This is a genomic window from Teichococcus wenyumeiae (assembly GCF_003696345.1).
In the GTDB taxonomy this organism is placed as follows: Bacteria; Pseudomonadota; Alphaproteobacteria; order Acetobacterales; family Acetobacteraceae; genus Pseudoroseomonas; species Pseudoroseomonas wenyumeiae.
The window spans coordinates 1-12,552 of sequence record NZ_RFLX01000063.1 but is presented as its reverse complement, the minus strand read 5'-3'; the positions used below and the strand labels follow the sequence as shown (position 1 = coordinate 12,552).

12 protein-coding genes are annotated in these 12,552 nt (G+C 64.7%); 3 read left to right on the top strand and 9 right to left on the bottom strand.

Going from position 1 to position 12,552, the window contains the following annotated elements; all coding sequences use genetic code 11:
* Positions 1 to 238 precede the first annotated feature (238 nt).
* Complete coding sequence (locus EBE87_RS26335; protein ID WP_199707730.1) at positions 239 to 1,072, top strand: alpha/beta fold hydrolase; 834 nt, start codon at positions 239 to 241, stop codon at positions 1,070 to 1,072.
* Between the two features lie 28 nt (positions 1,073 to 1,100).
* On the top strand, positions 1,101 to 2,231 hold the full coding sequence (locus EBE87_RS26330) for a PAS domain-containing sensor histidine kinase (protein ID WP_120639981.1): 1,131 nt from the start codon (positions 1,101 to 1,103) through the stop codon (positions 2,229 to 2,231).
* 189 nt (positions 2,232 to 2,420) lie between these two features.
* Here EBE87_RS26330 and EBE87_RS26325 read toward each other — a convergent pair whose 3' ends face one another.
* From EBE87_RS26325 to EBE87_RS26285, 9 genes are all read right to left on the bottom strand, one after another.
* Positions 2,421 to 3,803, bottom strand: a complete 1,383-nt coding sequence (locus tag EBE87_RS26325; RefSeq protein ID WP_120639980.1) for an NAD(P)H-dependent oxidoreductase — start codon at positions 3,801 to 3,803, stop codon at positions 2,421 to 2,423.
* 33 nt (positions 3,804 to 3,836) lie between these two features.
* On the bottom strand, positions 3,837 to 5,114 hold the full coding sequence (locus EBE87_RS26320; RefSeq protein WP_120639979.1) for a TRAP transporter large permease subunit: 1,278 nt from the start codon (positions 5,112 to 5,114) through the stop codon (positions 3,837 to 3,839).
* On the bottom strand, positions 5,111 to 5,620 hold the full coding sequence (locus EBE87_RS26315) for a TRAP transporter small permease (protein ID WP_120639978.1): 510 nt from the start codon (positions 5,618 to 5,620) through the stop codon (positions 5,111 to 5,113). The genes EBE87_RS26320 and EBE87_RS26315 overlap by 4 nt, the downstream gene beginning before the upstream one ends.
* Positions 5,617 to 6,288: a cyclase family protein gene (locus EBE87_RS26310; protein WP_120639983.1), complete on the bottom strand. Its 672-nt coding sequence runs from the start codon at positions 6,286 to 6,288 to the stop codon at positions 5,617 to 5,619. The genes EBE87_RS26315 and EBE87_RS26310 overlap by 4 nt, the downstream gene beginning before the upstream one ends.
* Positions 6,289 to 6,298: 10 nt before the next feature.
* Entirely contained in the window at positions 6,299 to 7,288 is a 990-nt protein-coding gene (locus tag EBE87_RS26305) for a TRAP transporter substrate-binding protein (protein ID WP_120639977.1), read from the bottom strand.
* A 214-nt stretch (positions 7,289 to 7,502) separates the two neighbouring features.
* Complete coding sequence (locus EBE87_RS26300) at positions 7,503 to 9,035, bottom strand: tripartite tricarboxylate transporter permease (protein ID WP_120639976.1); 1,533 nt, start codon at positions 9,033 to 9,035, stop codon at positions 7,503 to 7,505.
* Between the two features lie 10 nt (positions 9,036 to 9,045).
* Positions 9,046 to 9,528, bottom strand: a complete 483-nt coding sequence (locus EBE87_RS26295) for a tripartite tricarboxylate transporter TctB family protein (RefSeq protein WP_120639975.1) — start codon at positions 9,526 to 9,528, stop codon at positions 9,046 to 9,048.
* 21 nt (positions 9,529 to 9,549) lie between these two features.
* Positions 9,550 to 10,551, bottom strand: a complete 1,002-nt coding sequence (locus EBE87_RS26290) for a Bug family tripartite tricarboxylate transporter substrate binding protein (RefSeq protein ID WP_120639974.1) — start codon at positions 10,549 to 10,551, stop codon at positions 9,550 to 9,552.
* A gap of 65 nt (positions 10,552 to 10,616) precedes the next feature.
* The gene (locus tag EBE87_RS26285; RefSeq protein ID WP_233560223.1) at positions 10,617 to 11,552 is read right to left on the bottom strand and encodes a 4-hydroxythreonine-4-phosphate dehydrogenase PdxA; all 936 of its coding nucleotides are present in this window, start codon (positions 11,550 to 11,552) and stop codon (positions 10,617 to 10,619) included.
* Between the two features lie 204 nt (positions 11,553 to 11,756).
* Between EBE87_RS26285 and EBE87_RS26280 the strand changes: the two genes are divergently transcribed.
* Positions 11,757 to 12,449 carry a GntR family transcriptional regulator gene (locus EBE87_RS26280; protein WP_120639972.1) on the top strand — a complete coding sequence of 231 codons (693 nt, stop codon included), beginning with the start codon at positions 11,757 to 11,759 and terminating at the stop codon, positions 12,447 to 12,449.
* The last annotated feature ends 103 nt before the right edge of the window (positions 12,450 to 12,552 follow it).

Genomic DNA, 12,552 nt, shown 5'->3' with positions numbered 1-12,552 from the left:
GACCGCTGCGCCCACACCTTCATGTCCGCCATCTGCCTCGCCGCCACCGTCCTCTTCTGGATCAAGGAGTCCTGAGCCTAGGAGTGGCAAGGCCGCTAGGCAGTTAGATTGAGCTCTCAGGCATCCGCTGTCAGGCTTCCGCCGCATTTTTGTGAAGAACGACGTTCCATTTCTTGGCGCGGCGCGGTAGAGACGGGGCTGATTTCATCCAGTGCAATAATATTCCGGAACAGCCCCGTTGCCGTCCCTTTCTCCGAATGCTGATCCCGTATTTGCACGTTACAATCTGCGCCTTGCCGGCACTGGCGGCCCGACCATCCTCTTTGCTCACGGATATGGTTGTGACGCATCGATGTGGCGCCTCATTGCTCCGGCCTTCCAGGCATCCTATCGCACGGCTCTCTTTGACCATGTTGGTTCGGGCCGGAGCCTGGCGCCTTATGACAAGGCGCGTTATGCGACACTCGATGGCTACGCTGAAGACGTCCTGACGATCTGTCGCACACTGGGGCCGGAGCCGGTCGTATTTGTCGGCCATTCCGTCAGTGCCATGATCGGGGTTCTGGCTGCCGCGCGTGAGCCGGAGCGCTTCTCCCGCCTTGTGCTCATCGGCCCCTCGCCCCGTTACATCAACGACGATGGCTACGAGGGGGGCTTCACGAAGGAGGATATCGACTCCCTTCTCGCCCTGCTCGATGCGGACCATGACGGGTGGGCCCGGGTCATGGCGCCGACCGTCATGGCCAATCCAGACCGTTCCGAGCTTGCCGATGAGCTCGCTGAAAGCTTCTGCCGCGTCGATCCTCCGGTTGCTCGCCATTTCGCGCGTGTCACGTTCACATCGGACAACCGTGCCGACCTGGCGCGGGTGCGTACCCCGACCCTGGTGATCCAGTCCGCCGACGACGCGATCGCGTCCTGCGCGGTCGGCGAATACGTCCACAACCACTTGCCTCGCAGCGAACTCGTGGTCCTGAATACATCCGGCCACTGTCCTCATCTGAGCGCGCCGGTGGAGACGACGGCCGTCATCATGGCCTTCCTGGCGAAGATGGGCGGTCATTCTGCCTGAGCCCAGCCATACGGGTGGCCCTCACCCGGTGCTTCAGGAGAGCGCCGAGGACCTCTATGAAGAGGCACCCTTCGGCTACCTCTCCAGTCAGGGGGTCGACGGGTCTATCCTGCGGCTGAATCGGACACTCTGCCGTTGGACAGGTTACCAGGCAGACCAGATCATCGGGCTTCGCCGGCTGGACGATCTCCTCTCGCCTGCCGGCCGGATCGTGCATGCCACGCGCCATGTGCCGTTGCTTCAAACGGCCGGCGCCGTGGATGGGATTGCGCTGGAGCTGCTCCGTGCCGACCGGAGCCGGCTGCCTGTCCTGATGAGTTCCGTGGTGCGGCGCGCGCCTGACGGCGGGCCGCTGCTGACCCGGACAACATTGTTCGACGCAACCGCCTATCGCCGCTACGAGGCACGGCTGGTCGAGGCACGGGACCGGGCAGAGCAATCCGAGGCAGAAGCACGCCGCGCCCTCGCCGCCGTCGAGGCCGCCGATCGTGCCAAGGCGCGCTTCCTGGCTGCCATGAACCACGAGTTCCGGACCCCGATCGGGATCATCAACGGCTTTGCCGGCCTGCTTCTGGAGGCGGCGGAACAAGGCCAGACCGTGCCGAACCTCGACTGGACCAGAGACATCCTTGGCGCCTCAACTCATCTTCTGGAGCTGCTGGAGGACGCAACACGCTACGCGCGGCTGGCCGATCTGGAACGGAATCTGGAACTGCGGCCAGTGAACCTGAGGCGAGCTGCCCGCTTGGGATCGCTCCGCACTGCAGCGGCGCTTGAGCGAGAGCGGGTGGCGGTTGTTCTGAATGACGGCGAGGACATCTCAGCCGAACTGGACGAGGAGCTGGTCACGGAGGCAGTGGCCTGCACCCTACGCGAGCTTGCCCACCGAGTAGGTGCCGGCGCGGAACTTCATCTGCGTTGTCTCGCACATCCGCCGAAGGTTGAGATTCGTTGCTCCAATACGCTCCTCTCGCCGCAGGCATGGCGCGACCTGCTGGCTCCCCTTGACGCACCAACGATGCTGAACCGTGGGCTTGAAGGTGCGGGTCTTGGCATCGCCGTGGCACATCGGATCGTGGCCCTGCATGGCGGCAGGCTCAGCCTTGAGGGCGACGCGGATAACGGCAACTGCGTCACGCTCTCCTTCGGCGCGGCCTGACCCTACCCCCCTCTGCTGCGCACAACCTGTCCACCCGGTGATCCACAGCTCTGTCCCCGTAAATTGGGGATAAGCGCCGCTCGGGGCCGATAGCCCCCCCCGCTCCGTGCATCTGGCGCAGATCCGGACTTCCGTTACCAATGGTATCCAAATGCGAAGCGCCGTTCTACGGCGGTTCCCCGGATGCTACTATCCCGGAGCCACCGGCAGGCTGACTGAACGGCGCAGCTGCTGCATCAACGAACCTTCCAGATCGACCATGTCCTCGCGCAACAGAGTGCCGCGCGGGACATCGGTGCGCAGCCTCTTATGGGCGGCGAGATAGAAGGGCGCCAATCCTTCCGCCTCAGCAGCCGGAAGCAGGAGTGCCGTGCAGCCATCCATGACATGGTGGTGCCCGCCCATCTCCAGAAGCTCCCCTGCCTGAAAGTCACGATCTGCCCGGGCTACCATGACAGCATGGACGCGCTGGGTGTCGCTGCCCGAGGCGCGCCCCTGTCCGGCTGCGGACAGCAACGAAACGGGCGTTTCCAATCCCATCAGGTGGTAAGGCTGGAAGATGCAGGCGTAGCGGCCGGTGCGGCTGACCACATGGCCTTTCTCCCGCAGCAACTCCCAGACGACTGGATCGCCGCAGCGGACGATGACGAAGACCCCGCCCCCGAAGCTCACCTCTTCCGGCCTGCGCAGGCAGTTGAAGACATCCACGACCCCTGTACGGTCCAGGATCCCGCCCTCGGCCCGAGGCATGAAGACGTCCGCCAGTTCGGATATGCGGCAGACCGGGTAATTCAGCTCGTCCCTGGAAGGCAGGAGGCCCGTGGAATTGGCCACGACATTCATTTCGCAATAGTCCGGCGTCGCACTTTGTGGGAGTGCGGCCAAGGCCGATGAACGCTCCGCCAGCCGTGCCGGAATGTTGTCGCCCAGAGCCCAGAGATCGGCCAAATCCGGCGCCATGCAGCGCTGGTCGGTCTGGGTCACGGCACCAGTCGCGTGGTCGAAGATGAAGTCGTACTCGCTGGACTTTCCAGCGGCGACCACTTCAAACCCGAGCAGCCGCGCCCAAGTGACGAGGCCTATCAGGTTGGCCGGCTGGTCGCCGTCCGCCGTGGTGTAGACCACGCCATGCTCCTTCGCGAGCTGATTCAGATGCGGCCCGACGACGGAATCGGTTTCCTTTGTGACCATGGCAACATGCACGTTCCGCCGGATGGCATCCACCGCCACGCGAGCGCCGATCTCCGGCTGCCCGGTTGCCTCAACCACGATGTCGAGTTGCACCGCAGCCAGCAGTGCATGGTCACGCAGCAGGACGATCCTGCCGGCACCCGCCGCCTGCTGCGCGGCGCTGGCACTCTCACACAGGACGGCTGCCTCTGGCGGAAAGCCGAGTTCGCGCAGTACTGTCAGAACGCCTTGTGGGTCCAGGTCGCAAAGCGCCGCTACCTGTAGCTGCGGCACCGCGCGGATCTGTGACAACAGCGTCCGGCTGAAGCTGCCCTTCGCGCCGGTGATGCCGACACGGAAGCAGCGGTCGCCCAGGCTGCGGAACAGGATCTCATGGTTCATGTTGGTTTCCTGGTTTTGGTCCGGGGCTACGCGTCATCGGAACCATTGCAGCGGCATGAGGACGATCTGCGGCAAAAGAACCAGCAGGAACAGCACGACGAGCTGAGCCAGCAGGAAGGGCATGACCCCGCGCATGACGGGGCCCATCTCGACGCGCGCCACGGCACAGACGACGTTCAGCACGGAGCCGACCGGCGGCGTCAGCAGGCCGATGGCATTGTTCATGATGAAGAGTATGCCGAAATAGACCGGATCGATTCCGGCGGCACGCACGGAAGGCATCAGCACGGGCGTCAGGATCAGGATGGTCGGCACAAAGTCCAGCGCCGTGCCAACCACCACCACCAGCAACATGATGACGAACATCATCAGCCTGGGATCGCTACTGAAGGGTTCCAGCAGCCCCTGCACTTCGGCCGGCACGTCGGCGATGGTGATCATGTACCCGGAGAGTGACGCAGCGGCCACCAGGAACATGACGGCGGCGGAGGTGCGCACTGTCGCAGTCAACACAGCGGGAAGTTCACGCCAGTGCAGTTCACGGTACACCACCATGCCGATGAACAGGGCATAGACCGCCGCCACCACCGCGGCCTCGGTCGGCGTAAAGAGCCCGAAACGCAGGCCGCCCACAATGATGACCGGCAGCGCCAGGGCCAGCAGTGCGTCACGTAAGGCTTGGCCGCGCTCGGACCAGGAGGCACGCGGCAGCAGCGCCGCCGTCTCCTTGCGGGCACAGAACCACCAGGTAGCCGCCAGGGCCAGCCCCATCATCACGCCAGGTACAATGCCGGCCAGGAAGAGCGAGGTAATTGAGACATTAGCCGCCACGCCAAAGACAATATAGCCGATGGACGGCGGGATGACCGGCGCGATGATGCCACCCGCTGCCATCAGTCCAGACGCTCGCGGCACATTATAGCCCGCAGTGCGCATCATCGGGATCAGCACCGCTGCCAGCGCCGCCGTATCGGCGACCGCCGAGCCGGAGACGGAGGCCAGGAAGATGGCCGCCACCACCGCGACATAGCCGAGGCCACCTCGCACATGGCCCAGCATCGCCATGCCAAGGCCGACCAGGCGCCGGGACAGGCCGCCCGCCGTCATCGCCTCCCCGGCCAGGATGAAGAAGGGCACGGCGAGCAGCGCGAAGCTGTCGGCGCCGTTGATCATCTGCAGCGCCATGGCCTGCGGATCGAAGGCATCGAGATGCAGCATCAGCGCGGCGGAAGAGAGCATCAGCGCCATGGCAATCGGCAGGCCAATCGCCATGGCGCCAAGCAGAACCGCCGAAAAGATCAGCAGCGTCATGCGCCGGGCTCCGCTAGGTCGGCAGCGTCACGCCGGGCAGGCTCAACTCCGCGCAGCACCTGCGCCAGATCAGCCAAGGTGAGCAGTGACAGGCCGGCACCCGATACCACCGCCGCCATATAGGCCCAGCCCAGCGGCAGCCCCGAGACCGGCGAGGCATTATCCATATTCGCGAGCGCCTGCGGCCAGGCACCCCAGAGAAAGATCAGGCAGACCAGCAGCGTCAGCAGTCCTGAAATGGCGCGGCAGAGCAGCCGACCCTGGCGCGGCAGCATCTGCACCAGGGTATCAAAGCCGAGATGCCCCGCGCGATGCAGCACAACGACCGCGCCGAGAAAGGTCAGCCACAGGAACAGGAAGCGGGACAGTTCCTCGCTCACCATGATGCCATCGTCGAACAGGTAGCGCAGGACGACGTTCCCGAAGACCATCACCACCATCACGGCCAGCGCGAGGGCCAGCAGGCCCTCGACGGCGGCAAAGAGGCGGTCCACCGCCTGGGTCATACGCCCAACCCTTCGATGGCATAGATCCGTGCGGGGCCGCCGTCGGCACCGGGAATCTTCAGGGGCGCGGCCGAGAGCAGGCAGCGCGCGTCGCGCAACTCGGCGGTGTTCACCAGATACTCGACCAGCGTGACGCCCTGGCGGAGCAGCACATCATGCGTGACGTGCTGGTCGAAAGGCACTTCCACACCATCCAGCAGCAGGCGGATCGGGTAATCCTGTGGGAAATCGAAGGCGACGGCGCTGGGTGCTCGCGCAGCCAGCCACTCCGCCGCGGCGCGGTTCAGCCAGGGGGCATGGCGCCAGAATTCGGGCGTGTTGCTGTCACGCTGCCTGTCCCAGCCAGCCGCGAGCAGCAGGATCTCGCCGGCCGCGCCGCCTGGATCGGCGGCCGCCAGGCGGTCGGGGCCGATCTCCTCTTCCGGCTGCACATCCTCCAACCGCAGGACCCGGCAGGCGCCGACGACCCGCTCCAGCGGTGTTTGTTCAATGGTGGGGGCATTGGCCAGGATATGCGCCTGCGCATCCACATGGCTGAAGCCGTGACAGGTGGCGTCCAGCCGCGTGACGCGGAACTGATCGCCAGCAGCGATGTCGCCAGCGACGCTGACCTGGGTGCGCCAACGGAAATGCGGCGCGATGGGCATCGTGAGGTCGATGATCCGCATGGTGTTCTCGTCAGGCCGCAGCGCCGGCAATGGCATCCGGCAATGCGGAGCCGAAGCGTTCGGCGAATTCGCGCCGCACCGGCTCCGCCACCAGAGCCGCCATGGCGTCGCGGTCGGGCGTCTCGACCACGGCCATGCCATGGCTCTTCAAGTCGGACAGCGCATCGGCATCGGCTGATTCGTTCATCTGCCGCTGCTGTGGCGTGATCGCAGCCGCAACGGCCATGACGGCTTCCTGCTGCGCGGCGGGCAAGGCGTCGAAGCGCCGGCGGCTCATCGCCAGGATGCCGGCGGTATAGGCGTGACGCGTCAGGCTGAGATGCTTCTGCACCTCCCAGAAGCGAGCGTTGCGGATCAGCGTCGTGGGGTTTTCCTGCCCATCGACCGCCCGGGTTTCCAGCGCGGTGAAAAGCTCTGTGAAGGGCAAGGGCGCGGGGTTGGCACCAAGCAGCTGGAAGGTCTTGATATGCGCCGGGTTGGGCGTGGTGCGGATTTTCAACCCGCGCAGATCGGCAGGGGCGTTGACCGCACGGCGCGAGTTGGTGATGTTGCGGAAGCCGATGTCCCAGAAGCCCAGGACATGCAGGCCATGTGGCTCCAGTTCCGTACGCAGGCTGTTGCCGATCTCGCCGTCCAGCACGACCGCGACATGGCGGCGGTCGCGGAACAGGAAGGGCAGATCGAGCGCGTTCAGCTTTGGGGCCATGCCCGTGAAGAAGGGGTTGCCTGTCAACGCAATATCGAGCGTTCCGCTGCGTGCTGAGGCGATGATGGTCTGGTCGCTACCCAGCACCCCATTGCCGAAGACCTGGACGGTGACGGCACCGCCAGTCCGCTCCTTCAACTGTTCCGCGAAGAGCCTTGTGGCCTTCTCCCAGCTGTCGCTCTCCGGGTGCGGGTGCGCCAGGCGCAGTCGCACTCCCTGGGCGTAGGCCGAGTTGGAGATGAAGGGTGCGGCAAGGGAGGCGCCGATTGCGGTGCGCCGTGTGATGTTGGTCATTCTTGAGGGTCTTTCCTGGTGGTTTCCATGGACTCCGCCTGTTCCGGCGGTTCGTCGGCGCCGCCCTGCCGGGCTGACGGGTCTCGGCATCACTCCCTTTGATCTATGGGTCGAGGCGCCACGGCCGGTACAGCCGCCCGCGGAACCGGTATGCTCTGAAGCTCAGGTGGTGGCACAGCCATCTATCAGGGCTGGGTCCGGCCCGCAGCGTTCCTCATGCATCCTGCTCGGGGTGAGCCGCCACGGCGAGGTTGGCCGCTGAGCGGCGGCTCAGCAGCATGGCCAGCAGTGGCCACAACAGGAACAGGATGGCCAGTGTGGTGAGGCTGCCGACCAGCCAGTTCGACCACAGGATGCTCAAAGAGCCATTGGAAACCAGCATCGACTGCCGGAAGGCATCTTCCGCCTTGTCACCGATGACCATGGCCAGCACCAGGGGCGCGAGCGGATAGTCAAGCTTCTTCATCAGGTATCCGGCGACACCGAAGATCACCGCCAACCACAGATCGAAGCCGGCTCCAGCCACGGTATAGGCCCCAACCAGGCAGACCGTAACAATGATCGGCCCAATGATGGAGAAGGAGATGGAGAGCATGGCAGCAAAGAGCGGCACCGTGGCCAGGGCCAGCACGACGCCAACGACATTGCCCAGGTACATCGAGGCGATCATGCCCCAGACGAAATCCTTCTGCTCAATGAAGAGCATCGGCCCCGGGTTCAGCCCCCAGATCATCAGCCCTCCCAGCATCACCGCAGAGGTGGCGGAGCCGGGAATGCCGAGGGACAGCATCGGCAGCATCGCGGCGGTGCCCGCGGAATGGTCGGCGGTCTCCGGCGCGATCACACCCTCCGGCTCTCCCTTGCCGAAGCGGGCCTGGTTGCGCGAGACGCGGCGCGCGATGCCATAGGACATGAAGGAGGCCGCGGTCGGCCCCCCCGGGGTGACGCCCATCCAGACGCCCACCGCGCTGCCGCGCAGCATGGCCAGCCAGTAGCGTGGCATCCGCGCCGCCGCGCGTAGCATGGCGCGTAGGTCGATGCGGCCACTGGCGCCTTTGAACTCGGGCCCTTCCTCAATGGTCAGCAGCAGCTCACCAAGCCCGAAGAGGCCGATCACCACCACCAGGAAGGAGACGCCGCGGATCAGCTCATCCAGCCCGAAGGTCAGGCGCATGGAGCCTGATACCGTGTCCGTTCCCATCATGCCAAAGCCGAAGCCGAGGCCCAGCGACACGACGGTCTTAAGCGGCGCCCCTCCGCCGAAGGCGATGAAGGAAGCAAAGGCGAGCAGATATACTGCGAAATATTCTGGTGGGCCAAAGCGCAGCGCGAAGGAAGCGACGGCGCTGGAGAGCAGCGTGATGACGATGATACCAACCAGGGCACCAAAGCCCGCGGAAAGGAAGGCATAGGTCAGCGCTTCCGTCGCACGCCCCTGCCTTGCCATCGGGTAGCCGTCGAAGGTCGTGGCAACGGAGGAAGGCTCGCCCGGAATATTGAACAGGATCGAGGTGGTGGAACCACCGAAGAGAGCGCCCCAGTAGAGGCTGGTCAGGAGAATGATGGCCGAGACAGGGTCCATCGAGAAGGTCAGCGGCAGCAGCAGCGTCACGCCATTGGGCGCGCCGAGGCCCGGCAATACGCCTACCAGGATGCCAAGCAGCACCCCGGCCACGATGAGCATGATGTGGTAGGCCGAGAGTGCGACGCTGAAGCCATGAGCCAGGGCTTCGAGATTGGCGAGCATGGCGGTTCCCTCAGCCCAGGCCGAGCATGATTTCAACTGGCCCTTTGAGCAGGGGCACCTGGAACCAGCGTTCGAACACCAGGAATGTGACGACGGGCACGCCGACGGCGACGCCGAGGCAGGTTGCCCAGGGACGCCGGCCGCGCAGCCTGATGGTGAACAGCAGATAGGCTGCGGAAGCGACGTAGAGGCCGAGCCACTGGGCCAGCGCAACAGCGCCGATGATCGGTAACCCGAACCACAGCACCCGCTCAAGGCCTGCGTGATCGGCCACCGGCATTTGGCGCAGCGCGGCGCGGCTGCGCCAGGCCTGCACTGCCACCAGCACCGCCGCCGCCATCAGGATCAGGGCGACACGGAAAGGAAAGAAGCCGGCCTGCGGTCCGTCTGCGGCCCAGCCCGTGTTCAGCTCGGCCGAGCCGTAGAGGCCGATCAGGCCGATCAAGAACACAAGGCCGGCGAAGATCAGCTCGAGATGCAATCGGGACAGCATGCGGCCTCTCCTTTCCGCCGGTTAGTTCGCCAGCCAACCTTCTGCGGCGAATATCTCGCGCGTGGCAGACTCTTCCGCCTGGACGATGCCGCGCATCTCATCGCTGCCGATGAAGCGGCCGCTCTGGCTGGTGCGCTGGACGTAGTCCTGCCATTCCGGCGTCTCGCTCACCTTGCGGAACACCTCGCCCCAGTAGGCCTGCGCCGCCGCGGGAGCGCCTGGCGGCAGGAAGACGGTGCGGGGCATGCGGAATTCCTCCACCGCCACGCCCTGGCTGGCGCAGGTCGGGACGTCCGACCAGCCCTGGGTCTCCGTCACCTTGCCGCCCTGCGGCAGGGGCTCGCGACGGAAGACGCAAACCGGGCGCACCTGCCCGCCGCGCCAGCCACCGATGCTTTCGGAAGGATTGTTGGTACTGGCCTCGATATGCCCACCGGCGAGTTGCACGCCCACCTCGCCACCACCGCGATAGGGGATGTAGTTGAAGCGCACCCCAGCCGCGCGCTGGATGAGCATGGTCAGGGTCTGGTCGGTGTCGTGGGTCTGGCTGCCGCCCATGCGGATGGCGCCTGGTTTCTCTCGTGCCGCCGCCACCAGGTCGGCGGCGGTCTTGTAAGGGGCGTCCTGCTTCACCCAGAGCATGAACTCATCGAAGGCCATGATGGCCACTGGCGTGAGTTCGCCGACCTTCCAGTTCACCTTCGCGACCATCGGCAGGGTCCAGGCATTGTTGGTGCCGAAGATCACCTTGTGCGGGTCACCCTTGGCGCCGGTGCCATAGACGAAGCCCTCGACACCTGAGCCGCCGCCTTTGTTGGAGACAACCACAGAGGTCGGGATCAACTCGTGCTTGGTGATGGCCGCCTGCACGGTGCGGGCGAAGACATCGGTTCCACCTCCCGCGCCGGAGGTCACCACGAATTCCACCGGCCTCGTGGGCTTCCAGGCCGTCTGGGCCTCGGCCGGAACGATCGCGAGCAAGGCGGCACCAGCGGCGAGCGCCGCTGTGGTGACAAGCTTCATGGAACTCTTTCCTCCTGGATGCTCCGCATGCCCCTTCAGGGGTTCTCTGCGGCGTTTCGCTGTGTCTAGGGAGCTGCAACCTCCCTGGCCGCCATGCGGGCAGCCAGAAGCAGCGCGTTCCGCATGGCACCGGGATGGGCGATCCCCTGCCCCGCGATGTCATAGGCAGTGCCATGTGCGGCGGTGCAGATCGGGAAAGGAAAGCCGCCCATCAGCGTGACCCCTGCCTCGAACCCGATCAGCTTCATCGCGATCTGACCCTGGTCGTGATACATCGTCAGCACTGCATCAAAGTCCCCGCGCCTGGCCCGCACGAAAACCGTATCGGCGGGAAAGGGGCCGTCGCAGCCGATCTGCTCCGCCTTGCCGTCTTCAACGGCCGGGCCGATGATCTCAATTTCTTCCCGGCCGAAGTTGCCGTTGTCGCCAGCATGCGGGTTGAGAGCGGCGACAGCGATGCGAGGACGCGCGACTCCGGCTGCCCGCAGGGCATCATTGGTCAATCTCAGGTTGTCCAGGATGCTCTGCCGGCTCAGCAGGGAAGCGACATCCTTGAGCGGCACGTGGGACGTGACGCGGGCATTCCACAGCCCCTCCAGCACGTTGAATTCCTTTGCCACGCCATGGAAGCCGATGGCCTCGGCCGTGAAGCCGATCTCGTCCTCGTAGCCTGGGGTGACAAGCCGCATCGCCGCCTTGTTGAAGGGCGTGAAGCAGACCGCATCGGCCTCGCCAGCCGAGGCCATCGCCAAGGCCCGGCGGAAGTTCTCCGTTGCGAAGCGGCCACCGGCCTCCGAGATCTCACCCAACGGAACTTCGGCCGGGTCACAATGAGCCAGATCGATCAGGAGTGGGCGCTCCGCGCGAGGGATCGGCTGCTGGGCATCCGGCACGGTGTCAATATCCAGGCTTACGCCGGCCACCCTGGCGCCTTCAGCAAGCACCCGCGCGTCCCCTAGAACGATGATCGTCGCAGCAGAGCGGACATCCTCATCGCTCAAGACCTTTGCCGTGAGCTCAGGCGAGATGCCGGCCGCATCACCCATGGCTAAGGCAATCCGGGGCTTGGCGGAGGAATCAGCCTGCATGTTCATGGATATTCCGCCTTATGATAATTCCCTACCCGGTATACTGCATGCAGTATTTTCGGAGTCAACGTGATAGACAGATCTGCACAGGCAGCCTCCTCTGGGAATGTCCGAGTCATGGAAGCGGGACCCGGTGTGCATCCGCACCAAGGAACCACGGCGGCGGAAGGGCCGATCGTCCGCCGGCCTCTGCATGAGGAGGTGGCAGTACGGCTGAGAGACCTGATCACGCAGGGCATCATCCCGGCCGGCGCCAGATTGAACGAGGTAGCGCTTTGCGCGCAGCTTGGCGTGTCTCGCACACCGCTGCGGGAAGCAGTGCGGATACTTGCCGGCGAGGGTTTGGTGGAGCTCGTGCCGGCACGCGGAGCGCTGGTGCGCCGGCTGACTCTCAAGGACGTCGCCGACAGCTTGGTCGTCCTGAGGTCCTTGGAAACCTTAGCCGGCCATCTGGCGTGTTCCGAAGGGTCTGATGCTGGGATTGCGGCTGTCGATGCGCTGCATCACGAGATGATGCAACGCTACGACATTCAGGATCGCCTCGGCTATTTCAAGCTGAACCAATCCATCCACACAAGCATCGTGGCCTTGTCGGGCAACGCAACGCTGATTTGGGCGCATGAGGCTATCCAGTCACGCATGAAGCACATCCGCTTCATCGGCAATGCTGGGCCAGTGAAGTGGGCCAATGCGGTTGCAGAGCATGAAGAAATGGTCCGGGGCCTGAAGGCGCGCGATGGCGAGGCGTTGGCTTCTGTTCTAGGGAAGCACCTGGACAACACTTATGAGCGGGTGAAAGACATGATCTAGGCTCAGGACCTATTAATGAGCCTCTTGCGTTTTGATCTTGCTGTGATTCCATGGCGTCGGAGGTGCTGCCATGGCTGACCTGTTTTGGCTCACAAAGACACAG